22 protein-coding genes are annotated in these 26,177 nt (G+C 48.7%); 4 read left to right on the forward strand and 18 right to left on the reverse strand.

Features of this window, described 5'->3' with window-relative positions; translation table 11 throughout:
* Positions 1-5: 5 nt before the first annotated feature.
* Positions 6-779, reverse strand: a complete 774-nt coding sequence (locus CTN_RS01905; protein WP_038033430.1) for an SDR family NAD(P)-dependent oxidoreductase — start codon at positions 777-779, stop codon at positions 6-8.
* A 103-nt stretch (positions 780-882) separates the two neighbouring features.
* Between CTN_RS01905 and CTN_RS01910 the strand changes: the two genes are divergently transcribed.
* Positions 883-1,830 (forward strand): carbohydrate kinase family protein, encoded by a 948-nt coding sequence (locus CTN_RS01910; RefSeq protein ID WP_015918882.1) that lies wholly within the window; start codon positions 883-885, stop codon positions 1,828-1,830.
* 98 nt (positions 1,831-1,928) lie between these two features.
* Entirely contained in the window at positions 1,929-2,585 is a 657-nt protein-coding gene (gene fsa / locus CTN_RS01915; protein WP_038066581.1) for a fructose-6-phosphate aldolase, read from the forward strand.
* 25 nt (positions 2,586-2,610) lie between these two features.
* Here the strand turns inward: fsa and proB are convergent, their stop codons facing one another.
* Genes proB through CTN_RS01940 form a run of 5 tightly spaced genes read right to left on the reverse strand, consistent with a single transcriptional unit; the run spans position 2,611 to position 7,794 of the window.
* Positions 2,611-3,666 carry a glutamate 5-kinase gene (gene proB / locus CTN_RS01920; protein WP_015918884.1) on the reverse strand — a complete coding sequence of 352 codons (1,056 nt, stop codon included), beginning with the start codon at positions 3,664-3,666 and terminating at the stop codon, positions 2,611-2,613.
* 1 nt (position 3,667) lies between these two features.
* A complete protein-coding gene (locus CTN_RS01925; RefSeq protein WP_038066583.1) occupies positions 3,668-4,915 on the reverse strand; it encodes a glutamate-5-semialdehyde dehydrogenase in 1,248 nt (415 codons plus the stop codon).
* Positions 4,916-4,927: 12 nt separating this feature from the next.
* Entirely contained in the window at positions 4,928-5,428 is a 501-nt protein-coding gene (locus tag CTN_RS01930) for a 3-isopropylmalate dehydratase small subunit (RefSeq protein WP_015918887.1), read from the reverse strand.
* A gap of 13 nt (positions 5,429-5,441) precedes the next feature.
* Positions 5,442-6,698, reverse strand: a complete 1,257-nt coding sequence (locus CTN_RS01935; protein WP_038066586.1) for a 3-isopropylmalate dehydratase large subunit — start codon at positions 6,696-6,698, stop codon at positions 5,442-5,444.
* Positions 6,691-7,794: a citrate synthase/methylcitrate synthase gene (locus tag CTN_RS01940; RefSeq protein ID WP_015918889.1), complete on the reverse strand. Its 1,104-nt coding sequence runs from the start codon at positions 7,792-7,794 to the stop codon at positions 6,691-6,693. Before CTN_RS01940 ends, CTN_RS01935 begins: the two co-directional genes overlap by 8 nt.
* Positions 7,795-8,010: 216 nt before the next feature.
* Between CTN_RS01940 and pfp the strand changes: the two genes are divergently transcribed.
* Complete coding sequence (gene pfp / locus CTN_RS01945) at positions 8,011-9,270, forward strand: diphosphate--fructose-6-phosphate 1-phosphotransferase (RefSeq protein WP_015918890.1); 1,260 nt, start codon at positions 8,011-8,013, stop codon at positions 9,268-9,270.
* 29 nt (positions 9,271-9,299) lie between these two features.
* On the opposite strand, the gene CTN_RS01950 is transcribed toward pfp, so the two are convergent.
* From CTN_RS01950 to CTN_RS02005, 12 genes are all read right to left on the reverse strand, one after another.
* Complete coding sequence (locus CTN_RS01950; RefSeq protein WP_015918891.1) at positions 9,300-11,093, reverse strand: ABC transporter ATP-binding protein; 1,794 nt, start codon at positions 11,091-11,093, stop codon at positions 9,300-9,302.
* On the reverse strand, positions 11,086-12,819 hold the full coding sequence (locus CTN_RS01955; RefSeq protein ID WP_015918892.1) for an ABC transporter ATP-binding protein: 1,734 nt from the start codon (positions 12,817-12,819) through the stop codon (positions 11,086-11,088). The genes CTN_RS01950 and CTN_RS01955 overlap by 8 nt, the downstream gene beginning before the upstream one ends.
* Positions 12,816-13,268, reverse strand: a complete 453-nt coding sequence (locus CTN_RS01960; protein ID WP_038066589.1) for a PadR family transcriptional regulator — start codon at positions 13,266-13,268, stop codon at positions 12,816-12,818. Before CTN_RS01960 ends, CTN_RS01955 begins: the two co-directional genes overlap by 4 nt.
* A gap of 67 nt (positions 13,269-13,335) precedes the next feature.
* Entirely contained in the window at positions 13,336-14,547 is a 1,212-nt protein-coding gene (locus tag CTN_RS01965; protein ID WP_015918894.1) for a sn-glycerol-1-phosphate dehydrogenase, read from the reverse strand.
* Positions 14,548-14,551: 4 nt separating this feature from the next.
* Positions 14,552-16,072, reverse strand: a complete 1,521-nt coding sequence (locus tag CTN_RS01970) for an FGGY-family carbohydrate kinase (protein ID WP_038066592.1) — start codon at positions 16,070-16,072, stop codon at positions 14,552-14,554.
* Between the two features lie 11 nt (positions 16,073-16,083).
* Complete coding sequence (locus CTN_RS01975; RefSeq protein ID WP_038066595.1) at positions 16,084-16,722, reverse strand: L-ribulose-5-phosphate 4-epimerase; 639 nt, start codon at positions 16,720-16,722, stop codon at positions 16,084-16,086.
* 81 nt (positions 16,723-16,803) lie between these two features.
* On the reverse strand, positions 16,804-17,874 hold the full coding sequence (locus CTN_RS01980) for an aldose epimerase family protein (RefSeq protein WP_015918897.1): 1,071 nt from the start codon (positions 17,872-17,874) through the stop codon (positions 16,804-16,806).
* Positions 17,875-17,902: 28 nt separating this feature from the next.
* The gene (locus tag CTN_RS01985) at positions 17,903-19,357 is read right to left on the reverse strand and encodes an alpha-N-arabinofuranosidase (protein WP_038066600.1); all 1,455 of its coding nucleotides are present in this window, start codon (positions 19,355-19,357) and stop codon (positions 17,903-17,905) included.
* Positions 19,358-19,510: 153 nt separating this feature from the next.
* Positions 19,511-21,376 (reverse strand): glycoside hydrolase family 127 protein, encoded by a 1,866-nt coding sequence (locus CTN_RS01990; protein ID WP_041437457.1) that lies wholly within the window; start codon positions 21,374-21,376, stop codon positions 19,511-19,513.
* Positions 21,377-21,396: 20 nt separating this feature from the next.
* Positions 21,397-22,248, reverse strand: a complete 852-nt coding sequence (locus CTN_RS01995; RefSeq protein WP_015918900.1) for a carbohydrate ABC transporter permease — start codon at positions 22,246-22,248, stop codon at positions 21,397-21,399.
* Positions 22,248-23,132: a carbohydrate ABC transporter permease gene (locus tag CTN_RS02000; protein ID WP_038066605.1), complete on the reverse strand. Its 885-nt coding sequence runs from the start codon at positions 23,130-23,132 to the stop codon at positions 22,248-22,250. The genes CTN_RS01995 and CTN_RS02000 overlap by 1 nt, the downstream gene beginning before the upstream one ends.
* Before the next feature lie 34 nt (positions 23,133-23,166).
* Positions 23,167-24,477 carry an ABC transporter substrate-binding protein gene (locus CTN_RS02005; RefSeq protein WP_038066608.1) on the reverse strand — a complete coding sequence of 437 codons (1,311 nt, stop codon included), beginning with the start codon at positions 24,475-24,477 and terminating at the stop codon, positions 23,167-23,169.
* Between the two features lie 193 nt (positions 24,478-24,670).
* Between CTN_RS02005 and araA the strand changes: the two genes are divergently transcribed.
* Positions 24,671-26,161, forward strand: a complete 1,491-nt coding sequence (araA, locus tag CTN_RS02010; protein ID WP_015918904.1) for an L-arabinose isomerase — start codon at positions 24,671-24,673, stop codon at positions 26,159-26,161.
* Positions 26,162-26,177: the final 16 nt, after the last annotated feature.

Below are 26,177 nucleotides of genomic sequence, written 5' to 3' on the forward strand. Positions count from 1 at the left end.
CCTCCTCACCAGATGGTATACCCTCCATCTATCACAAGATCGTGACCGGTCATATAATCAGAGGCAGGACTTGCAAGAAAGATGACAGCACCTATCAGATCATCCACCTCCCCCAGCCTTCCAAGTGGAATCATATCGAGCCAAAGGGGAACAAGATCTTTCACCTCTGGAGACTCTATGAGAGGAGTTCTGATGTAGCCAGGGCTTATGCTGTTCACCCTTATACCGTACGGTGCCCACTCGGCGGCAAGTGATCTGGTGAGGTGTATCACGCCCGCTTTTGATGCGTTGTAGGCTGTCTGTTTTTGTGGCCTGTTCACTATATGACCCGACATCGAAGCGATGTTTATGATCTTTCCGTATTTTCTCTCCTTCATTGCGTGGAACTCTGCTTTTGCAGAAAGAAAAACCCCTACCATATTCACGTCTATGACCTTCTTCCACCTTTCCACCGGATAGTTCTCTGCCTCACACCAGTCACCTATTCCTGCGTTGTTAACACCTATGTCAAGTTTTCCCCAATTGTCCAGTACCTTCTTCACCGCATGGAAACAATCCGATTCTTTTGTCACATCCCCCACGTAGAAATCTGCTTCTTTGCCTTTTTCTCTTATCTCTTCAACTGTTTTTCGAGCCGTTTCTTCGTTGATGTCCATGATCAAAACGGATGCTCCTGCCTCTGCCAGTGCATGTGCGATGGCTTTTCCAATTCCCTGACCTCCACCTGTTACAAGAGCAGTTCTTCCCTCGAGAGAGAAAAGTCTTTCAAGAATCTGCATGGTTTCTCCTCCCATACCAATCGTTTCAACACAATATTAACACACTGCGGTTGAATCCGTGTAAGTATAATTGAGTTAAAGAGGCACAGGAGGTGTAAGGTGAATGAATGTTCTCTGCACCGGTGAAATCCTCATAGACTTCATCTCAGAAGATCGGGGAAAAAACCTTTCCCAGAGTGAACTCTTCAGGAAGAAAGCAGGAGGTTCTCCACTGAACGTTGCCGTTGCACTTCGAAGATTGGGAAGGCGCGTTTCTTTTCTTGGAAAACTCGGAAAAGATCAGTTCTCCTCGTTTCTTCTCGAAGCGATGAAAAAGGAAGGCATAGACACAACACACGTAGTTGTGGATCCTTCCTGCAAAACAACGCTCGCTTTTGTAGCGAGGGACGAGATGGGGAACCCGGATTTTGTGTTTTTCAGGGAAAATCCGGCGGACACAAATTTGAGACCTGAAGAGGTGAAACTCAATCCGGAGGATTTTTCTTTCCTCCACATCGGATCTTACTCCCTCGTTGTGGAACCTTCCCGCAGCACCTATCTGAAGGTGATGGAAGAATTTCTCAAAGCGGGAAAACCCGTCTCGTACGACCCGAACGTGAGGGCATCACTGATAGAAGATAGAGAATCGTTTGTGAAAGATTTCCTTGAGATTTCATCCAAGGTCGACATCGTAAAACTCAGTGACAAAGATCTTGAATACATCTTCCAGGAAGATCTGGAAACTTCCGTTGAGAAGATTCCGATAAGAGAAGATGCAGTGCTCTTTGTAACAATGGGAGAGAAGGGATGTCTTGTGAAGTACAGAGGTAAAGTGCGTATGGTACCTGCTTTCAAGGTAGAACCAGTCGACGCAACGGGATGTGGAGATTCCTTCACGGCTGCTTTGATACACAAATACCTGGAGAAAAAACCAGAAACGATTGAAGATGCCGTTGAGATGGGAAGGTTCGCAAACGCCGTTGCGGCCATCGTCATCACGAGGGTAGGTGGGGTGGATGCGATGCCCACGTTAGATGAAGTCGAAACCTTTCTATCGAACCAGAAACGTTGAGTTGATACTTCATTAACCAAAAACCAACCGAAATTTCTAAAAATCCCCAGTTGGCTCTTAAAGAAGATGAGAGAAAATAGCCTTTGGGAGGTGGAAAGATGAAGATCTTTCTGGACACGGCAAATCTAGAGGAGATCAAAAAAGGTGTCGAATGGGGAATCGTCGATGGAGTCACAACGAATCCCACACTGATCTCAAAAGAAGGAGCCGAGTTCAAGCAAAGGGTGAAAGAGATCTGTGATCTGGTGAAGGGACCCGTCTCCGCAGAGGTTGTTTCACTTGATTACAAGGGTATGGTGAAAGAAGCAAGAGAACTTGCCCAGCTCAGCGAATACGTGGTGATCAAGATACCCATGACACCCGATGGAATCAGAGCGGTGAAGACACTCTCTGCCGAAGGGATTAAGACGAACGTGACTCTGGTGTTCAGCCCGGCACAGGCCATCCTCGCCGCCAAAGCGGGCGCAACCTACGTGAGCCCCTTCATCGGAAGGATGGACGACCTCTCAAACGATGGAATGAGAATGCTCGCCGAAATAGTCGAGATCTACGACAACTACGGATTCGAGACGGAGATCATCGCTGCAAGCATCAGACATCCGATGCACGTGGTGGAGGCAGCCCTCATGGGTGTGGACATCGTGACGATGCCTTTTGCTGTGCTTGAAAAGCTCTTCAAACACCCGATGACAGACCTCGGTATAGAGCGTTTCATGAACGACTGGAAGAAGTACCTGGAGAACCTGAAGAAATAAAAAGCCCGCTTCCTGCGGGCTTTTTTCATGCAAGCCACATGTTGTCTATGTGAACGACCACCTTGCTTCCTTCGTAGCCCAGTATTTTCTTCAAATCGGAACTTCTGTGGCCAGATATCTTCTCAAGATCCGATGAGGAGTAGTTCACGATCCCGCGGCCCACAAGTTCTCCCTTCTCGTTCACTATCTCCACAACGTCCCCTACATCGAAGTTTCCCTCAACACGAACAACACCGACGGGAAGCAAACTTCCTCCATTCTTGAGAGCCTGTTCTGCTCCCTCGTTCACGTATATCCTCCCGGACGGCTCCGAAAGAAAAGCGATCCATGCCTTTTTTGCCCTCAGTCGCTCCCTGGGTTCAAAGACAGTACCAACGGATTCTCCTCTCACAAACCTGGTGAGGTTGGAGAGATCGTTTCCGTTGCAGATCGTCACTTTCACACCACACCTTGAAGCCATCAGAGCGGCTTCTATCTTGGATCTGATACCACCCGTTCCCCAGCTGCTTTTTCCAAGATCCTTCAACTCCACGGATTCGTCGAACCTTTCGACGAGTTTTCCATATTTGTCTATAACCCCATCCACCGTTGTGAAAAGTACAAGAATATCCGCATCCCACGCTATCGAAAACATCGCGGCGAGCGTGTCGTTGTCACCGAGCGTGATCTCCTCGGTCGCAACGGTGTCGTTCTCGTTCACAATCGGTACAACGTCGAACTCAGAAAGTCCTATCAGTGTGTTTCGGAGGTTGAGGTATCTTTTTCTGTCCGAGAAGGTGTCCCTTGTGAGCAGGATCTGAGCGATCTTGATGCCGTAAAAGTCGAAGGCGTTCTCGTAGACCTTCATGAGTTGTACCTGTCCCACCGCACAGAGAGCCTGCTTCGTGTGAAGATCCTGTGTTTTTTTTCCTTTTCCGAGATAGGTAAAGCCCGCTGCGCGGGCACCGGAGGTGATGATGGCAACTTCGTGTCCCTGCTTTTTCAAATGGGCGACCTCACGGCAGAGTTCTGCGATGTAAGATTTCCTCAGGCCAGAACTTCCAACAAGAAGATTGCTTCCCACTTTCACGACGATCTTCATATCATTCCCTCACATGATAGTCACCGAGAACAACGAACTTGTACGTGGTGAGTTCTCTGAGACCAACCGGTCCTCTTGCGTGGAACCTCTGGGTGCTGATCCCAATTTCTGCACCAAAACCAAACTGTCCTCCATCCGTGAACCTAGTGGAGGCGTTCACATAGACCGCCGCAGCATCTATTTCTGAGACGAACTTTTTTGCGTTCGAGTAGTTCTCCGTCAGGATTGACTCCGAATGACCCGTGGAGTATCTCTTTATGTGTTCGATCGCCTCATCCACATCTTTGACCACCTTCACCGCGATGATGAGATCCAGATACTCGGTGGGCCAGTCTTCTTCCGTTGCAGGGATCACGTCCGGCACAATTTCCCTTGTCTTTTCACAACCGCGAACTTCAACTCCGTGCTTTCTCAACTCCTCCACGATTACAGGAAGGAACTCTTTTGCTACCTTTTCGTGGACAAGGAGTTTTTCAGCGGCGTTACAGGTGCCGGGCCTCTGGGTCTTTGCGTTGATGATCACGGGGATCGCCTTCTTCAAATCTGCACTCTCATCGACGAAGATGTGACAGTTTCCAACCCCTGTTTCCAAGACGGGAACGGTTGCGTTGTCTCTGACGAAGCTGATAAGGCCATACCCTCCACGTGGAATGACAAGGGAGAGATACTCTCTGAGGCGAATCATCTCAAGAACGAGCGATCTGTCCGTGTTCTCTATGAACTCGATGGAACTTTCCGGAATCTCAGACTCTCTGAGCGCTTCTTTCATAGCGGAAACGATGGCTTTGTTCGAGTTCAGGGCGTCGGATCCTCCTCTGAGGAGGATCGTGTTTCCACTCTTCAAAGCGAGGATGGATGTTTCCACGGTGACGTTTGGCCTGGACTCGTAGATGATCCCTATGGGGCCTATGGGCACCCTTATCCTTGCGATTCTGAGGCCGTCTTCTCTCACCCAGGAGTCGATCACTTCTCCGACTGGATCTTTCAAACTGATCACCGTCTCGCACGCCTTTATCATCTCATCGATTCTCTTGTCGTTCAGAGCAAGTCTGTCCACCAGGGACTCCTTCACACCACGTGCACGAGCATTCTCCACATCTATTCTGTTTGCTTCGAGGATCTCCTTTCTCCTTTCGTCGAGTTTTCTGGCAATTTTCCTTATAGCATCGTTCTTTTTTCTCGTCTCGGCGTTTCTCAGAACGTCCCAAGCCTCCCGGACCTTTCTGGCCTTTTCGAGGAGTTCTTCCACAGCCCTCACCCCCTAAACCTTCGGAAAGGTGCCGTGTTTTTTCAGATAGTTCACGATCCCGTCTTCTTTCAGGATCCCAAGGAGAAACTTTGGTATCGGATTGAACCTGTACTCCTTTCCTGTGGTGAGATTCTTCAGCACTCCATTTTCGAGATCTATCTCCAGTTCGTCTCCCTGGTTGATCTCATCGACTTCCTTCAACTCTATGACGGGAAGCCCCACGTTGATGGCGTTTCTGTAGAAGATCCTCGCAAAGGATTTTGCCACGATACAGGAAACTCCGGCGATCTTTATGATGCGTGCGGCGTGCTCTCTGGAAGAGCCAAGGCCGAAGTTCTTTCCTGCCACTATGATGTCTCCCTTCTGAACTTTCTTTGCAAAATCTTCCATCGCATCTTCGAGGACGTGCTTTGCAAGTTCTTCGAGGTTGTTTCTCAGGTGAAAGTACCTTCCCGGTGCTATGTGATCGGTCGATATGTTGTCTCCGAACTTCCATACCCTTCCCCTTATCATGCTCTACCCTCCCTCAGATGAACCTTCTGGGATCTGCTATGTACCCGGCAACTGCTGTGGCTGCCGCTGTTGCAGGAGATGCAAGATAGATCTCTGCGTTGGGATTTCCCATCCTTCCCTTGAAGTTCCTGTTCTGAGTGGAAAGTACTCTTTCCCCATCTCCGAGCACTCCCATGTGGATTCCCACACAGGGACCACATCCCGGTGGAATGATGGCGGCTCCAAGTTCCACGAATCTTTTGATGATACCCTTTTCTAGGGCATCCATGTAGACTTTCCTGGATGCAGGCCCAACGATGAGCCTCACATCCGGGTGCTTGCCGTGTTTTTCCAGGATCCTCAGGGCGATTTCAAGGTCCTGGAGTCTTCCGTTGGTACAGGTTCCGATGAACACCTGGTCTATCTTTATCTTTTCCTTCTCCACCTCACTCACTTTCTTCACGTTGTCCACGTAGTGAGGCAGAGACACAAGAGGTTCAAGAGAAGATGCATCTATCTCCAGTTCCATCTCGTAGGTTGCATCCGGATCTGCCTTCAGTTCCCTGAAGTCTTCTTCTCTTCCCATTTTTTTCAGAAATTCTCTTGTTTTCTCATCGGACGGCATGAGACCTGCCTTGGCTCCCACTTCTACCGCCATGTTGGAGATGGTGAGTCTGTCTTCCACGTCCATGTTCTCGATACAGCTTCCGTGGAATTCAAGCGCTTTGTAGGTTGCTCCATCGCTCCTCAAGATGCGTGCGATCTCGAGAACGATGTCCTTTGCGTAGACTCCTTCCTGGAGTTTTCCTTCTATCACGATCTTTATCGTCTCAGGCACTTTGAACCAGTTCTGACCAAGGCCAAACACGATCGCAACGTCTGTGGAGCCCATTCCTGTCCCGAAAGCGCCCAGTCCACCCGCTGTACAAGTGTGCGAATCTGCACCAGTGACGAGGTCTCCTGGTTTCACGTATTTTTCCGCAAGAATCTGGTGGGAAATGCCATCTCCCGCATCGAAGACAGTGACTCCCATCTCTTTGCCGAACTCTCTCATCAATTTCTGTGAGTTCGAAAGCTCTTTTCTTGGACTCGGAGAGGCGTGATCGATGAACAAAAAGGCCTTTGGAACTCTCACCTCTCTGAAGCCAAGCTCTCTGAACTCCTTTATCATCAAAGGACCGGTTCCATCCTGGGCCATGGCCACATCCACTCTGGCAAGGACGATCTCTCCAGCCTTCACATCCCTTCCAACGTGTTCGGAAAAGATCTTCTCTGCAAGCGTCTTACCCATTCTCATCCCTCCGCTCGATGGGAATGTATTCGATGTTCAAAGGACCAACATATTCACTCGTTGGCCTGATCAGTTTGTTGTCGCTCACATACTCAATCACATGGGCCGTCCAGCCCACGACACGTGCGGTGGCGAACAGGGCGGTGAACATGTTCCTTGGGAACCCGAACTCCTCAAACAGGATACTGGAGTACAGATCCACGTTGGGATATATGTTCTTTATCCTGTTTGAAACTATGTAATCTTCAAGTTTACTGGCAATTCTGAAAAGCCGGCTGTCCTGAAAATGCCTCTGTAGAACCTCCTTCAGGTAGACCGCCCTCGGATCGTACGTCTTGTAGACTCTGTGTCCAAAACCCATGATTTTCCTTTTCTCTTTCAGACACTTTTGAACGAACTCTTCCACCCTGTCTTCGTTTCCGATCTCCTCGAGCATGGGCGGAACCTTTTCGCTTGCTCCACCGTGGAGAGGCCCTTTGAGAGCACCGAGAGCTCCAACGATACACGAGTAAAGATCGGAGAGGGTGGAGGCTATCACGAGGGCAGCGAAGGTGGAGGCGTTTATATCCTGCTCCATCAGAAGAATGAAGGCAGATTCCAGAAGGCGAACCTTTCCGTTCATCTCTCCAAACATCATGTAGTAGAAGTTCTCCACGTGCGACAGATCTTTCCTTGGCTTTATCGGTTCCTCTCCTTTTGAATACCTGTAGTAATACGCGAGAATGGTAGGGAAAACACTTGCGATCTTTATCGCTTTCTCCTTGAGATCTTCATCCACCCCGTCCGTTGAACCGTGTATTGAGAGAAATATCTTCAGAACATCGATGTAGTGAAGATTTCTGGGAAGATGGTAGAGTATGTTAACTGCCTCATCAGAAAGGTCTCTGTATTCTGCCATCTTCTTTTTGAACTCTTCCAGTTCGCTTTTGGTGGGAAGCTTCCCGTACCAGAGCAGGTATGCCGTCTCTTCAAAGGTCGATTTTTCCGCCAGTTCTTCGACCGGTATGCCCCGATAGTAGAGTCTCCCGTTGATGCCATCCAGATAACATATCGAACTTTTGCATACCTTGACACCTTCCAGTCCTTTTTGTATCAAAATAACACCTCCATGCTGTATAACTATACACCGGGATGATTAAAAATGAAGGAGGGCTTTGGGAAATTTTATCATACGAATTTGAAGTTGAAGTTAAACCATCACACATAGAAAATCTGGCATTTTAATGCTTTGGTTTGAGAAGAAGCTTTAACATTTCCGCAGAAAAATTGGTAGAATATGTTTTGAAGACATTAAGCACGGGGAGGGGTTGAAGTGGCTGAAAAATTAGGGATACTCGTTGGAGGAGGACCGGCACCTGGTATCAACAGTGTGATCAGTGCTGTCACCATCGAAGCCATAAACAACGGTCTTGAGGTGATCGGCATCTACGATGGTTTCAAACATCTGGTGGAAGGAAAAACGAACATGGTGAAAAAGCTCACCATCGAAGATGTGTCCAGAATTCACATCGAAGGAGGTTCCATCCTCAGAACCTCAAGGGTGAACCCCGCAAAATCCGAAGAGACACTTGAGAAAACCATTCAGGCCCTGAAGAAACTGGGAATAAAGTACCTCGTCACGATCGGAGGGGACGACACTGCCTTCTCCGCGAGCAAGGTGAGTGAAAGATCCAGAGGAGAAATAAAGGTGGTCCACGTTCCAAAGACGATAGACAACGACCTTCCTCTTCCAGAGAACATGCCTACCTTTGGCTTTGAGACGGCACGACACGTGGCAACAGAACTCGTCTACAACCTCATGCAGGACTCAAGAACAACAGACAGATGGTACTTTGTGGCGATGATGGGAAGGGAAGCGGGACACCTTGCCCTCGGCGTGGGAAAAGCTGCGAGTGCAACGATCACCATCATTCCCGAAGAGTTCAGAGAGGGTGTGACTCTCGAGGAGGTATGCGACGTTCTCGATGGAGCGATCCTGAAGAGAAAACTTATGGGAAGAAACGACGGGGTTGCGGTCATAGGTGAAGGAATCGCAGAGAAGATGGATCCGGAAGAACTTGCCAACATTCCAGGAGTGATAGTGGAAAAAGATCCACACGGCCATCTGAGGCTCGCTGAAATCCCACTTGCAACGATCCTGAAGAGGGCCATAGAGAAAAGGTTCGCTGAGAGGGGAGAAAAGATCCATATCGTCGATGTCACGATAGGTTACGAGCTCAGAAGCGCAAGACCCATTCCGTTCGACATCGTCTACACCAGAACACTCGGATACGGCGCTGTGAGATTTCTCCTTGGAGACTACTCGGACCTTCCGGGTGGCATGGTGTGTGTTGTCGGAGGAAGGATAAAGATCCTGCCGTTCGATGCCTTCATGGACCCGAAGACCGGTAGAACCAGGGTGAGACTGGTGGATGTTCGATCGGAAGATTACAGAGTAGCAAGAAAATACATGATAAGGCTGGAAAAGAAAGATCTCGAAGATCCCGAAACTCTCGAAAAACTAGCAAAGCTCGCAAAGATGGAACCTGAAGAATTCAAAAAGAAATACTGGCACACGACAGAGCTTCCATAAAACTTTTATGAGCCCCATCTTGGGGCTCATTATCTTTCTACAACGAGACCGTATTGGCTTGTGAAGAGCTCGTAATAAAAGCCTCGCTTTTGAATCAACTCATCGTGTTTTCCCATCTCCACAATTTCTCCGTCTCTTAAAACGATGATCAGATCTGCGTTTTTTATCGTGTTCAATCTGTGAGCTATGATGATGCTGGTCTTCCCCTCCATGAGTTTCCACATGGCCGACTGTATGCTCTTTTCTGTCTTCGTGTCGACGTTGCTCGTGGCCTCGTCCAGTATCAGAATCTTCGGGTTTGCAATGAAGACCCTGGTTATGGCAAGAAGTTGTCTCTGACCCTGACTCAGATCTTCGCCGTTGTCTGTGAGAATCGTGTCGTATCCCTCCGGAAGGTGCTTTATGAAGTGATCCGCATGTGTCAGTTTCGCCGCCTCTTTTATCTCCTCATCCGTTGCATCGGGATTGGCGTACCTCAGGTTCTCTTTCACGGTTGTTGAAAACAATATGGTATCCTGAAGAACGATTCCTATGTTAGATCTCAGAGAGCTCTTTTTTATCTTCCTTATGTCCACACCGTCGATGAGAATCTGTCCCTCATCCACTTCGTAGAATCTCATGAGAAGGTTCACTATGGTCGTCTTTCCAGAACCAGTGGGCCCCACCAGGGCGACTCTTTGACCGGGTTTTATGTGGAAGGTTATGTTCTTGAGAACTGGGGTTTTTTTGTCGTAGGAAAACCAGACGTTTCTGAACTCAATTTCTCCCCTCACATCTTTCAGTTCGATGGCTTCGGGATCATCTTTTTCTTCCTCGATATCGAGAATCTCGAATATTCTCTCTGCACTGGCGAGTGCCATCTGTATCATGTTGAACTGGTTCGAAAGTTCGTTCAGCGGTCTGGTGAACTGTCTGGAATACCCTATGAAGGTGGCAATTGTACCCACCGTGATCGTCCCTCTGAGAGCGAGCCATCCTCCAAAACCGCTGATCAGAGCAAACCCGAGGTTGTTGACCATGTTCATCAGAGGTGGCAGAATCCCCGAAAAAATCTGTGCTCTTGTTCCAACTTTTCTGAGAACTTCGTTCACGCGGTTGAACTTTTCTATTTCCTTTTCCTCACGGGTGAACAGTTTTATAACGGAAAGTCCGGAGATGTCCTCTTCTATTATCCCGTTGAGTTCGCCCAGGACCTTCTGGTTTTCGTAGAAGTACTTTCTTGTTCGGCTGGAGACAATCCTGGTGATCAGAACGGTCAGAGGAACGATGGAGAGTGTGACGAAAGAGAGGAGAACGTCGACCCTGAACATCATGATCACAACACCGATGAGGGTCACGATCCCAGAAAACACCTGGACAATGCTGTTTCCAAGAACGTTGTTTATGTTGTCCACATCGTTTATGAGTCTGCTCATGATGTCTCCGTGGGGTGTTTTATCAAAAAAACCAACCGGTATTCTCTGGAGCTTCTCAAAGAGCTCCTTTCTCATGCGAAAGACAACGTCCTGGGAAAGTCTCAGCATGAGTTTTCCCTGAAGCCAGAAGAGAAGAGAGGTGAGCACATAGATCGATCCAAGAACAAGCGCATACCTTGGAAGTCGATCGAACGCCCTTGGGACGAAGACCTCATCGATCGTTTTTCCTATTAGGTACGGCGAGAGTATCCCAAAAAAAGAAGATACCGTGACGAAAACAAAGACCAGTATCAGTGTGAGAGCATGTGGTCTCAGATAACCAAGAAATCTCTTCAAAGTGGCTTTTGGATTCTTCAATGTCGGCTTTTCCAGGACAGGACCGTGTGGTCGCCTTCTGAACTCAGGCATCGTTCACCACCCCGTTTCCAAACTGAGACTCGTATATCTCTTGATAAGGCCTGCAGTTCTTCAGGAGCTCTTCGTGAACGCCAAACCCGGCGATCTTTCCCTCGTGGAGAACCAGAATTCTGTCGGCAAGGAGCGCCGTCGGGATCTTCTGTGTGATGATGAACGTCGTGCATCCTTTTGTGTAGCGCTTTAAACCCTCCAGTATCCTCTTTTCCGTTATGGGATCGACGGAACTTGTGCAGTCATCCAGTATCAGAATCCTGGGTTTTTTCACGAGGGCCCGTGCTATGGAGAGCCTTTGTTTTTGGCCTCCCGAGAAGTTCCGCCCACCCCTTTCAACACGAGAATCGTAACCTTCGGGCAAACTGGCTATGAAATCGTGTATCTGGGCTATCTTCGCCGCTTCGATGATCTCTTCGTCTGTGGCATCTTCTCTGCCCCACTTCAGGTTCTCCTTCACGGTACCGGAGAACAGGATGGTCTCCTGAGGAACAACGGATATGTGTTTCCTCAGATCTTTCAACTTCACTATTTTCACATCCGTCTCATCAACCTTCACACATCCACGATCCGGATCGATGAGCCTTGGTATGAGGTTCATGAGGGTGGTCTTTCCGGAACCCGTCTCCCCCAGAACGGCAATGACCTCTCCTGGTTCTACAGAGAAGTTCACGTCACTGAGGACTGGCTCTGCCTCTTCGAAGTATCCGAACTCAACGTCTTCAAAAGAGACCTCCCCTTTCACACTGGAGAGAGCCAGAGCGCTTTCTGTCTCTTCGATTGCGGGTTTTTCGTTCAGCACCTCAAGAACCCTCTTTGCCGAAGCACCCGCTCTGACTATGAAGTTGAGTATGTTTCCGATCATCATGAGGGAAAACATGATCTGCATGAGATAGTTCGTGTACGCCATGATGCTTCCTATCTCCATCTGGTTGTTTTTGACCAAAATACCTCCAAACCAGAGAACACCGATCATTCCCATGTTCACTATGAAGATGAAAAGAGGCAGAGCAAAGACGATCAAAGAGAAAGCGTCGATGATAGATCTTCTCAGAGATTCGTTTGCCCTCCGGAAATTTTCATTTTCGTGTTCTTCTCTGCGGAATGCCCTGACCACCCTGATTCCCATGAGGTTTTCTCTCACAACCCTGTTCACTTCATCGGTGCTCTCCTGTATCTTTCGAAAGAGAGGACTTCCCTTTCTGGTGAGCCACACGAAAAGAAGTATTATGGGTGGTATCAAAAAGAGGAGGATGGAAGAAAGTCGGGCGTTGATGGACACCGCCATCACTATTCCACCCACAAAGAGCAAGGGAGCCCTCACAACGATTCTGAGAAGCATCATCACCAGATTTTGAAGCTGTGTAACGTCGTTGGTGAGGCGCGTGATCAGAGAAGATGTGTGGAATCTGTTCACGTTGGAGACAGAAAAGCTCATTACCTTCTTGAACAAATCTTTCCTCAAGTCGGCACCGAAGTTCTGACTGGCATAACTCGCAAAGATGGTGCAGCCAATTCCTCCAACCGCTCCTATCAGCGCCACCACAAACATCAGCGTTCCTGTCTTCAGAACCATAGAAAGATCTCCTCGGGCTATTCCCTCGTCGACGATGCGCGCCAGAAGCGTTGGCTGTGCAAGATCACATATCACTTCCACGACCATGAAGAGGGGTGCAAGAACGGCGAACAACCAGTAAGGCTTAAGATAGCCTGCAAGCGTTCTCATTTTTCATTTTTCCCTCCATAAACGATGCTGTACACCTTCTTTTCGAACTCTTCTGTGATCTGTTTTAGTTTGCTTTTCTGGTCTGAACTCAGGTTCTTCACGTTCTTGAAGATCACATCCATCACATTCCTTATGGAAGATCCGCATATTTCAGAGAACATCCTGAACCTTTCGGCAAACTCCAGCGCTTCTTTTATCTCCTTTTCATGTTCTTTCAGAAACTTTCTTCCTTTCTCGCTCAAGCGGTAGATCTTCTTTTTTCCCTCTTCGTGTGTCTCTATGTACCTTTGTTTCCTGAGAGAGGAAAGAACGGGATACAGTGCACCGGGACTTGGCGGCTCTGCCCCCATGATCTGAGAGATCTTCTTCATTATGTGGTACCCATGAGATGGCTCCTGGGAGATGACATGAAGAACAAGAAACTTGAGGTGTCCTTTGATATCTCGCATGATTATCACCAGATATATCTTTAGATTATTCGTTCAACAGAAATTATAACCGATATCCAGGAACGTTTCAAAATATCTCTCTGGAGAAACTCTTCAAAAGTTTCATTTCGTCGAAAACATCCAGGATGGTGAACCTGTCTCTGATGGTGTTTGAGAGTCTCACGATCTTCGAGAGAAATTCTCTTCTGTACTTTCTGATCATCGAAGTCACATCTATCGTTTCAAGGGCTTTTTTGAGAAGCGGGAGAAATTCACTGTAGATATCCTCCAGTGCTTTTCTGATCTTTTCCAGATCGACTCTTTGAAATCTTTTCCCTTCGTAGGTCTTCAGAAATTCCATCACTTTCTTCTCATCGAAAAGCTCCAGAAGTTCTTTTCTTCTCTCGTCTATGGGGAAATCCTCCACGGGTAGGTTCTTTTCTTCCATCAACACCTCGTACGCCTTCATGGAAACAAAGACCCCTATCATAACGGTCAGACCATGGAACGGAGGGAGTTCCCCCCTTTCTTCATGGAACATCTCTATGAGATGAGATACCATGTGCTCGGCACCGGATGCTGGTCTTGAACTTCCCATGATCACCATGTTCAAACCAGAGACGAGTTGGGCATTCATGAGAGTCCTGACAGCGATCTTTTCTCTTTTCAGGATGTCTTCGGATCTCAGCAGGACTTCTTTCAGAAGGTCCTTTATATCATCCCAGACGAAATCGCAAATGTACTCGTTGTTTGTGATATGTGAAAGAATCCAGTCCATTCTCGCCGGGACCTTCGCGATGATGTCTCCGACACCTGCTCTCAGAAGATCGATCGGTGCATTTCTCAAGATATCAATGTCGATCAGGATCTTTCTTGGTGGTATCGCCTTGAACGTCTTTTTCACACCATCCACCAGAACGGGGGCAACGGTGGAAGTGTACGCATCGACGGAGGGAGCCGTGGGAACACATGAGAACTGTTTCCCGGAAAGGTACGCAGCGTACCTTGCTATGTCGGTGAGGCTGCCCGATCCGATCGAGACGATTTCCGGAAAGTCACCGGACTCTTCGATCACCCTATTCACGTTTTCCACGGTGGTGAGAGGCCTTTTCTCTGCAAAGACAAAAGACCGCCTCTCTGGCAGATTCACCAGAGAAGCGGTGTTCAGATCCGCTATGAAAAACGCTTCCGGGAAGATGTCCGGTGCGCTTTTTATGGACGACTCCACGATTTCTATGTCTGGAACCTCATGAATTCTTCCGCAGGTGCACTCAAAGGTCTTACCGAGAATGTCCTTCATTTTTTCACAGCCTCGCCATCAGATCTTTTGTTCTCTCGTAGAGCTCCCTGTATATCTCGTAGTACCTGTCGTATACCTTCTTGTTCTCTGGATCTGGCTCCACAGGATCTTTGTACTTCACCCACTCTTTTATCCTCTCCGGTCTGTCTATGACTCCTGTTCCAAGTCCCGCAAGGAAGGCATCTCCGTAGGGAGCCTCCACAAGGCTTGCCACCTGTCTCATCTTGAAACCGGTGACGTCCGCGAATATTTTAACCCAGACGGAGGATTTCGAAACACCACCGACGATCCAGCATTCGTCGTTCAGTTTCAGACCAGCCTTCAGTCCCTCTTCCATGTTGTGTCTCAGAGCGTACGCTCCACCCTCCATCAGCGCTCTGTAGAGGTGCGCTCTTTTGTGGTACAGTGTGACTCCAAAGAACACACCCCTTGCGGTGGGATCCCAGATCGGTGACCTCTCTCCCATGAAGTATGGAAGAACAACGATGCCTTCACTTCCGGCGGGAATATCCTTCACTTCTTTATCGAAGAGTTGATACGGTGATATACCCGTTCTTTCGCCGACGATCGTCTCGCTTTCTCCGAACTGCTCCTTGAACCATCTTGCAAGAGCTCCCGTTGTAGCGGATCCTCCGAACGTGTAGATCCTCTCGGTATCGTAGACCACGTACGGATAGTTCACAAGCCCAAAAGCAAGTTTTGATCCATCGTGCACGGTTCCCCAACAGGTGGATGTTCCCACCATTGCCACGTGTTCTCCTTCCTCGAGTGCACCGGCAGAAAGCTGTGCCACAGGAGCGTCTATTCCCCCCGCAACCACAGGTGTTCCCTCGAGAAGACCACACAGTTCAGAAGCTTCCTTCGTTACCCTTCCAACCACGTCCGAAGATTTCACGATTCTTTCTGGTAGAAGCTCGATCGGAATGCCCAGTATGTCGCACATCTCCTTTGACCAGTTGAGTTTTCTGATGTCGAAAACGCCTCCGAGGTTTCCCGCAGAAGAATAATCTATGACGACTTCTCCTGTCATCTGGTAGATCACGTAATCTTTTGGGGTGATGAACTTGTAGATCTTCTTCCATATCTCGGGTTCGTTGTTTCTGATCCACATGATCTTGGTGAAGCCAAAGTAAGAATCCACATAGTTTCCTGTGATCTCGAAGAGTTTTTCCCTGGGAACGTTCTGTTTCACCCACTCTGTTTCCTTCACCGCCCTTCTGTCCATCCAGATGAGACAGGGCCGCAGAGGTTGCATGTTTCTATCGACGGGTATACCGGATCCCCCGTAGAGTCCACTTATTGCGATCCCGGCGATCTCCTTTTTTGGAACACCGGACTTTTCCACCACTTCCTTCACTGTTTCAAACACTGCCTTCACCCACACATCAGGCCACTGCTCCGCCCAGTTCGGCCTTGGTGTGATCACTTCGTACTCCCTGAGGGCTTCTGCAAGCACTTCTCCTTTTTCGTTCACAATAACAGACTTTGTTCCCTGCGTTCCTATATCACTTCCGATGAGGTACATGCTCTCCCCCCTCACTTCTGCCCGTATTTGGTGTGGTACTGGTTGTAAAGACGATCGACCTCTTCAGAAGGTAGAGGTTCTGGTTTTCCTGCAAGTGTTGCAAAGTATGCCGCTTTTGCAACTTCTTCCAGAAAGATGGCCTTCTTCACAGCGTCCTCTATGGAGGTTCCCACGACCATCACACCGTGTTTTCTGAGGAGAACGGCACCGGATCTTCCGATCACCTTCAAAACGGCTTTCCCTATCGCCTCAGATCCAACGGGAGCGTACTCCGTCAGGGGAATCTCCTCACCGAACACGTCCGCGTGGGCTGTGCAGAGGACGGGAATGGGTTTTTCGAGGATCGCCCACACCATGGCGAACGTGGAGTGGGTATGGATCACAGACCTTGCCCAGTCCAGGTGTCTGTACAGATAAAGATGGGTGGCCGTGTCGACGGATGGTTTTTTCTCGCCTTCTACCACGTTCCCCTCCAGATCCACCACGACGAAATCTTCCGGTTTCAAGACGGTGTAGGGAACACCAGAGGGCTTTATCAGGACATGTTCTCCTATTCGCACACTCACGTTCCCGCTCGTGTAAGCAACAAGACCGTATTTCTCCAGTATCATGTGGGCATCGTAAAGATCTTTCCTTTCCTTTTCGTACATGGTTTTTACCTCCTTTATGGGTAAACGTACGGTCAAAATTTTTCGTGCGAAAAGTTCTCATTCTTTATCAACCTGCTACTTTCATTCTTCCGTTGAAAATCTGTAAACAGTAACCTGCCTGTACTCTTCCCCCGGTCTCAGGATGGTAGTTGGAAAGTTTGGATGATTCGGAGAATCAGGAAAGTGCTGAGTCTCAAGGCACAGACCGGAATAGGAACCGTAGTATCTTCCACATTTTCCTTTTACGTCAAGGAAGTTCCCCGTGTAGAGTTGAAGACCAGGTTCCGTTGTGTACACCTTCATGACGCGGCCGGATTTTCTGTCCTTCAAAACGGCCGCTAGTTTCAACTCTCCATCTTTGCCGTTCAGAACGTAGTTTATGTCAAATCCTCTGACTGGTGTGTCTTTCAGCGGTTCGATCGCATCTTTCAGTCTTCTGAAAGACCTCAGATCGTACGGTGTCCCTTCGACCGGTGTGATCTCTCCCGTGGGTATGAGATTTTCATCAACGGGGGTGTAGTGATCGGCGTTTATCATGAGTTCGTGGTCCAGAATCGTTCCTTCGCCAGAGAGATTGAAGTAAGAGTGGTGTGTGAGGTTCACAATGGTGGGTTTGTCCGTTGTGGCATGGTATTCTATCCTCAACTCGTTTTCGTTCGTGAGAGTGTAGATAACGGTGAGATCCAGGTTCCCAGGGTAGCCCTCCTCACCATCGTGACTGAGATACTTCAGAACGAGAGAAGGCCCATCGGGTGTCTTCATGGGAATTGCTTTGAAGACCCTCGTGTAGAACCCCCTCACGCCACCGTGGAGGGCGTTCGGCCTGTCTCCATCGTTCAGTGCGAGTTGATACGTGACCCCGTCGATTTCGAACCTTCCACTGGCTATCCTGTTTGCATACCTTCCCACGATTGCCCCAAAGAAGAAATTGGAATTCTTCTCCTCGTACTCCTGAAAGGTATCGAACCCCAGCACAACATCAGAAAGGGTGCCAGATTTATCTGGCACCCACAGCTCTCTCACTATCGCACCATAGGTGATGATCTTCACCATCGCACCGTTTCTGTTTATGAGTGTGTACTGATGAACGGGTATTCCCTCAGATGTTGTCCCGAAGAACTCCTTCTCGATATGGCACATCAGATAGTCCATTGCCTTCTCCCCCTGAAAGCAGATTTCTCTACTCCAATTCTATCTCAATCACACTGCAGGAGAAAGGTTTAAAAGTATGTTCAAATTCGGTGTCAACCGTGATGGTCTCAGAGGTGATGTCAACGACGTTTGGATTCTCCATGGTGTTTCTTGCGTTCACATCTGGTCCTGTGAGCGTGTAAACTGTGGCTTTTTTCTGTCCCAGACCTTCCACTCTGATAGGAACTTTCAGGGCATCTTCCTTCCTGTAATTTACAACGGCTATGACGAGTTTTTTACCGTCTTCCGAGACGGAGGCAGCCGCATCCAGGAAGGGAACGTTTTCAACGGAGAAGGGCATCTTGTTGATGAACATGACTCCCTCTACACTGTATGTCTCCGATTCAACGTGGGTCTTGACGAGTTTTTCTCCGGAATGATTCACGATGAGTTCGAAGGCCTTGTAGACAGGTGTGAGAATGAGACCGTCTTTTTCCGTGTGTATGGCACCGAGGGCGTTCACAAGCTGTGCGAGGTTGGCAAGCGGTACGATGTCACTCATCTTCTGAAGGAGTACGAGTACCCCGCACGCGAAGATACCGTCCTTGAGATCGTAAGGTTCTTCGAGTTTGTTGTCGGAAACTCTGTACCACACGTTCCACTCGTCCAGGGCGATCTTCACACCCCTCTTTCTTGCAACCTCCACCGTGTCGATAAGCTTCTTTACTCCGATGAGTCTTTCTTTGAGGAGATAGACCGTGGAAACCGTTTCGTAGTAGTCGTCAGATCCCGTGTAGAAGTGATAGGATATGTAATCTATCACATCACCTGCTTCCTGGAGAACCTTCAAGTTCCAGATGGGATCATCACAGCCGACGGCGATTGCTTTGATGGTCGGATCGAAAACCTTCATCCATTTTGTGTATTCTTTGGCAGCCCTTGCGTATTCGTCTGCCGTCATGTGGCCTATCTGCCACTCGCCCCACATCTCGTTTCCTATTCCCCAGAACTTCACGTTGTAGGGTTCTGAATGTCCGTATTTTCTTCTGAGTTGAGCGTAGTAGGTGTTTCCTTTCCCGTTGCAGTATTCAAGCCAGTGAAGGGCCTCATCGAGCGTTCCCGTGCCCATGTTGATACAGATGTAGGGTTCTGCTCCTATCTCCCGACAGTATTCGATGAATTCGTCCGTTCCAAACCTGTTCGGTTCTTCCTGCTGCCACGCTAGGTCGAACCTGACGGGTCTTTGATCCTTGGGACCGATACCATCCTCCCAGTGGTAGTTCGATGCAAAGTTTCCACCCGGCCATCTCAGATTCGGAACCTTTATCCTCTTCACCGCTTCCAGCACATCCTTCCTGAAACCCCTCTCATCCGAAAGCGGTGAACCTTCTTCGTAGATTCCTCCGTAGATACATCTTCCCAGATGTTCCGTGAAATGACCGTAGATGTGTCTGCTGATCGGCTTAACGATCTTTTTTGGATCGACAACGATCCTGTAGGCCATACTCTTTTCCCTCCTCACTCCAAAAAAGTTGGTGTTATCGAAATACCTATGATCGACCATTGACGGCGGAAGAAGTGAAGGCACTGTACTATCAGGGAAAAAAGTAGAATTTCTATACCTTGAAAAATCAAAGGCCCCATTTTGGGGCCTTTTTTATGACTTCAATAACCACACCACCATAGCACCGGGCTGTCTGTTCGCCCACATGTGGTAGGGAACAAGGGTGAATTTCGCCACCTTTTCTTTAGGTTCAGATATCTTTCTGTACAGCGCTCCTTCCCAGTCGGAAGTGACAAGTGCCTTCCCCGTTCCCCTGAGAAACACAGCATCTCTGTCGAGTATCTTTGCTCTTTCTTCTTCCAGATCCTCTGAGCCCACCCCAAGCGTCCACACGTGAAAGTTCGGATTGTCCACCTGCTCAGCACAGTAGATAACTGGCCCTCTCTTCACCGCCACTTTCCCCAAATTGTCCCTCACGAACGGATGAGATTCTACGAGTTCTACCCTCATAGGAAGTGAAAGTTCTATTCTATGGCCTCCCTTCCAGTTTCGATTCAGTTTCACATAACCGTTCTGTGGCTCAAGATCGAGAGTTTCTCCATCCACTCTGATAGAGAAATCATCTGCCCAGGTGGGAATTCTGAGATAAATGGAGAAAGGCTCTTCGATCTCAGTCTCGATCGAAAGAACTATCTCACCACTCCAGGGGTAATCCGTTTCCTGCTCTATCTTCACAGTTGATCCTTTGAATGACACCTTTGCTGTGCTTTTTTCGTACAGATGGACCTGCACTCCATCGTTTGATGTGGTGTACATGTATCCCGGGAAGGAGGCGATAAATCTTGCAAGGTTTGGAGGGCAGCATGCACAGTCGAACCACTTCTGTCTTCTTGTTCTTCCAGAATCCTCCAGCGGATTGAAATAGAAATAATGTTTCCCATCGAGGGATATTCCTGAGAGAAGGCCGTTGTAGAGAACCTGTTCCATCACATCTGCAAATTTTCCATCGCCTGTTGCAAGAAGCATCCTGAAGTTCCACATGAAATTCGCTATGCTGGCACAGGATTCAGCATAGGACCTTCTGTTTGGAAGCTCATACTCTTCACCGAAAGATTCCCAGTCGTGTCTTGAACCAGCACCCCCTGTGATGTACATCTTCTTCGTCACGAAATTCTCCCAGAGTCTGTTGAGAGCCTGCCAGATCTTCTCGTCACCCGTCTCAAGATAAAGATCGGTGGCACCAGCACAGAGGTAAAGTGCCCTCACAGCGTGTCCTGTGATCTCTTCCAGTTCCACAAATGGTTTATGATCGATGAAATATTCTGGCCCAGGGTTTCTTGGTACACTGGCTAGCCCTTTTCCACGTGCGTAGATGAAGTATCTTGCAAGATCCAGATATTTCTTCTCTCCTGTTTCTCTGTAGAGTTCAACGAGTGCCATTTCCACTTCGGGATGTCCTGGTGCTCCTTCCTTCTTTCCAGGTCCAAAGGTGTTGTAGATATGATCCGCAAACCTCTTTGCCACATTGAAGAGTGAGTCCTTACCGGTTACCCTTCTGTGGGCAACGGCAGCCTGAATCAGGTGTCCTGCGTTGTAGAGTTCGTGGTTCCATGCAAGGTTCGTCCAGCGCTCTTTTTTCCTTTCTCCAGAAAGGTATGTTCCAAGGTAGCCGTCTTCATCCTGTGCTGCTTTCACCTCTTCTATCACGCTGTCAAGGATCTTCTCCAGTTCTGGTAGTTCTCTGTTTGCCAGAGCAAAAGAAACCGCCTCGGACCATTTGTAAACATCTGTATCATCGAAAGGAAAGAAAGTTTTGTAAGAACCTTCCATCTTTCCGGAAGCGATCCTGAAGTTGTCCAGTCTTCCTGTGCTTTCCAGAAGATCGTATTGAGTGGGAAGGGTGACGTTGACAAGAGTTTCGAAGTACTTCCCCATGAACCCTTTCACCTTTACAGAACCAACAGGTACTGTTTTGAGTTTCGCATAAGGACTTCTGGAAACGTTGACGATCCTGGACATGAACAAACCTCCTTTGCCTTTTATCCCTTCACCGCACCGAAGGTGAGTCCTCTGATGAGATATCTCTGGGCGATGAGGGCGAAAACCACAACTGGAAGCATGGTGACGATACCCGCGGCTGACAAAGGTCCCCATGCAACCCTCCAGCCCGTGATGTATCTTCCAAGGAAGATGGGAAGCGTCTGTGCCCGGGCGTCGTTGGTCAACACGAGAGCAAGAAGGAACTCTCCCCAACTCTGAATGAGCGAAAGAACAGCGACCGCTGCGAGCCCCGGGGCACTGAGGGGAAGAACCACGTAGAAGAAGGCCTGAAACGGCGTTGCTCCATCGACATAGGCTGCTTCGTCTATCTCTCTTGGAATCTCCCTGAAGAAGCTTATGAGAAGCCACACACCAAGGGGTACCACTATAACAAGATGGGAAAGTATGAGTGCCCACCAGGTGTTTATGAGTCTCAGCTTTGTGAATATCACGTACAGCGGAACGGCAGAGACGATGGGTGGAAGCATCCTGATGGAAATGATCCACTCCGCAAGGAACGGTCCCCCAACCCTGTACCGGGCGATGGCGTAAGCAGCAAGGGCACTGATCACCGTTCCTATGAGAGCCACGGAAACACCGACAACGATGCTGTTCCTAAGGTACGGAAAGATGTTCTCAATAGAACCCGTCGTACCACCGAAGACTTCTGTTTCTTTTGCTCCAAAGAAGTTGGAAAGGGTGGGTCTTGTCGGAAAGAACTTTGGTGGCATGGTGAACCACTCGTTCGAAGGCTTGAAAGCCGTGATAACAAGCCAGTACACGGGAAACAGAAAGAATATCAGACAAACAGCAACAAGGATGTATCTTACAACTTTAAAGATTTTCCTCATTATTCTTCACCCCCGAATCCCAGTTGCTGCCTCATCCTCACAAGTCTGAAGACCACATTCACAAGAACTATGGCCACAATCAAAAGCAACACACTCAACGCTGAAGCATAGCCAATGTTCCATCCAAACGAGATTCCAACTTTGTATATGTAAAAGCTGTAGGTGTGGGTTGCAGAACCCGGGCCACCCCATGTTGTCATGAAGACAATATCGAAGGTCTTCAGACAGTCGATGATCCTCAAAACAAGAGCAACAAGAATCAAAGGCCTTAGAAGGGGAAACTCCACGTGAAGAAACACCTTTCCCCAGTCAGCACCATCCACACGGGCTGCATCGATGAGATCCTGAGGGATGGACTGAAGGCCTGCATAGATCATGAGGAAGATGAAAGGAGTCCACTGCCAGATGTCTATTATTATGATTCCAAGCTGTGCGTAGAACGGATCACCAAGCCACGAGATCTTGGGAACACCAAAGAGCGATAAAAACCAGTTCACTGGACCAAAAGCGAAATTGTAAAGCATCTTCCAGGCAACACCAGAAACGGCAGGTGGAATCATCATGGGAATGAGAAGAGAGGACCTGATGATCTTTTCTCCCCTAACTCCTCTTATCAGGAAGGCTATGAGAACACCGAGGACAAGTTCCACAGGAACTGCTATCGAGAGAAGTTTTATGGTGAACTTCATGGATTCTATAGCGGTTGAGTCTTTGAAAATCTGGAAGTAATTTGAAAGACCTATGAAGTGTGTTTCGGCACTTCTGGACAGGTCGTAGTCTCTGAAGGAGGCCCAGATCATGAAGCCAAAGGGATATATCGTCATCGCAAGAAAGAGTGCAAGGACAGGAAGGACCATCAACCAGGGAACGACTCTTCGCTTCATATGGAAAGGGGGCAGACGCCCCCTCTTCACCTCCTTATTTGCCGAGAATCTCTTCCCACTTCTTTGCAAGATCGTTCAGCGTTTCCATGGAGAGTGGAAGTTCTCCAGAGAGGATCTTGGAGAAGGTCTCAACGGTGATGTCTTCGAGTCTTGGTTCTTCCGGAATCCTTGGTCTGTGAGTCTGCGTGACGTACGTCACCTCAAGGGCTGGTACCCTGGGATCAGCAGCCCTCACTTCTGGATCTTTGAGCGTCGAGATTCTGGCTGGTGCGACGGCAAATTTCAGGAACTTGTTCTTGTCAGCCCATTTGCTGGTGGCAAAGACGATGAATTTGAACGCCGCTATCTTCTTCTCTTCGGGTATGAATTTGTTGATACCGAGGGCCCACTGACCGCTCACGGAACGACCCGGCATGGGAATGATGCCAACTTTGTCTTCACCGAGTGTGCTCTTGAAGATCAGATACGGTCCTGTCCATTGAGGAACCATGGCAACGAGTCCCTGGTTGAAATATTCGATCGTTTCACCGTAGTCGGATCCGAGAGGATCCGGACTGTACGGCATGAGTTTCTTCATCATCTCGAGTGCCTTCAGTCCCTCTTCACTGTTGAAAGCAGGTTTATGGTCGGCGGTGAAGTACTCTCCGTACTCAAGATCGGCGGTTCCGTGTCTCATGATACCAAGAGGTGCGTTCCTGTATTCTCCAAAGAACAACAGGTACATGTAGAAGAGTGTGTGGGTTCTCGGGAACATGAGGGCGATTCCGTATTCAGTTGGAGAGTTCTTGTTGTATTTCTTGGTGAAAAATTCGGCTATGTCCACAACTTCCTCCCAGGTTGTCGGCAGTGTGAGTTCTCTACCGTACTTTTCCTTGAAGGCCTGTCTGATCTTTGGATCTTCGAACAAATCCTTTCTGTAGTAGAAGAGCATCGTGTTGTTGTAGAACGGAAGACCAATGAGTTTTCCCTGCCACTTTCCGGATTCTTCAAGAACCTGCGGTATGAAGTCGTCCAGGTCATAATCTTCTGGAACAAGCTCTGGATGTTGTTTCATGAATTCTCCGAGATCGACCAGACCAAAAGAGACGGCTCCCGTTGTCATCACGTCGTAGGTGAACGCATCAAATGAACCTGCCTGGGATCTCAGATCCTGAAGCAGTTTTGGATACAACACTTCCCACGAAAGTGGAACGATCTCTACCTGGATATCCGTGTTTTTCTTCATGAACTCCTGTGCAAGCCACTTCAAGGCATCTGCGTTGTCTGGAGAACAGAGAACCGAAATCTTGACCGAGAAGATGAAAGATGCGACAACGAGTAAGACCACCAGGAAAAGTTTTTTCATGGAAATCCCCCCCACTCAAAAATGGTTGATATCGGTACGTACCAGTTGAAGTATATCACATCTGTCAATAAAGAATCACCCTACAGTCAATTTGTTAACATTCACTTCCCTGGTGTTGTGTTAGGATACGTATAAAGGTACGTACTTTTGTGTTATACTATGAAGATGAACACATCGGAAGGGAGGTTGGAGAATGATCGATCTCAAACAGTATGAGTTCTGGTTTCTTGTCGGCAGCCAGTATCTCTACGGTCTGGAGACGTTGAAGAAGGTAGAGCAGCAGGCAAGCAGGATAGTTGAGGCACTGAACAATGATCCCATTTTTCCCTCAAAGATCGTTCTGAAACCCGTTCTGAAAAATTCCGCCGAGATCAGAGAGATCTTCGAAAAGGCAAATGCAGAACCAAAATGCGCCGGTGTCATCGTGTGGATGCACACGTTCTCACCTTCGAAGATGTGGATAAGAGGCCTCTCCATCAATAAAAAACCCCTGCTTCACCTCCACACCCAGTACAACAGGGAGATCCCGTGGGACACGATCGATATGGACTACATGAACCTGAACCAATCTGCCCACGGTGACAGGGAACACGGATTCATTCACGCGAGGATGAGACTCCCAAGAAAGGTCGTGGTGGGACATTGGGAAGACAGAGAAGTCAGGGAAAAGATCGCAAAATGGATGAGAGTGGCCTGCGCGATACAGGATGGAAGAACTGGACAGATCGTGAGATTCGGCGATAACATGAGAGAGGTTGCCAGCACCGAAGGAGACAAGGTGGAGGCACAGATAAAACTCGGCTGGTCCATAAACACCTGGGGTGTCGGAGAGCTCGCCGAGAGAGTGAAGGCGGTTCCAGAAAACGAAGTGGAGGAATTGTTGAAGGAGTACAAAGAAAGGTACATCATGCCAGAAGACGAATACAGCCTCAAAGCGATCAGAGAACAGGCGAAGATGGAGATTGCACTGAGAGAGTTTCTGAAAGAGAAGAATGCCATCGCCTTCACCACCACCTTCGAGGATCTTCACGATCTTCCCCAGCTTCCCGGTCTTGCAGTCCAGAGGCTCATGGAGGAAGGGTATGGATTTGGAGCGGAAGGAGACTGGAAGGCAGCCGGGCTTGTGAGGGCTTTGAAGGTCATGGGAGCTGGTCTTCCCGGTGGTACATCCTTCATGGAGGACTACACCTACCATCTCACACCGGGAAACGAACTCGTGCTGGGAGCGCACATGCTAGAGGTGTGCCCCACGATCGCTAAGGAAAAGCCAAGAATAGAGGTGCATCCTCTCAGCATCGGTGGAAAAGCAGATCCTGCACGCCTTGTTTTCGATGGACAAGAAGGTCCCGCTGTCAACGCCTCCATCGTTGACATGGGAAACAGGTTCAGGCTGGTAGTGAACAGAGTGTTGTCTGTTCCCATTGAAAGGAAGATGCCCAAACTTCCAACGGCAAGAGTTTTGTGGAAGCCGCTTCCTGATTTCAAGAGGGCGACGACTGCGTGGATTCTCGCTGGAGGATCCCATCATACTGCCTTCTCAACAGCGGTGGATGTGGAGTACCTCATCGACTGGGCGGAGGCTTTGGAGATAGAGTATCTTGTCATCGATGAAAATCTGGATCTGGAGAACTTCAAAAAGGAACTGAGATGGAACGAACTCTACTGGGGACTTTTAAAAAGATGAACGAGGGGCGAAAGCC

This window comes from Thermotoga neapolitana DSM 4359 (assembly GCF_000018945.1).
Taxonomy (GTDB): domain Bacteria; phylum Thermotogota; class Thermotogae; order Thermotogales; family Thermotogaceae; genus Thermotoga; species Thermotoga neapolitana.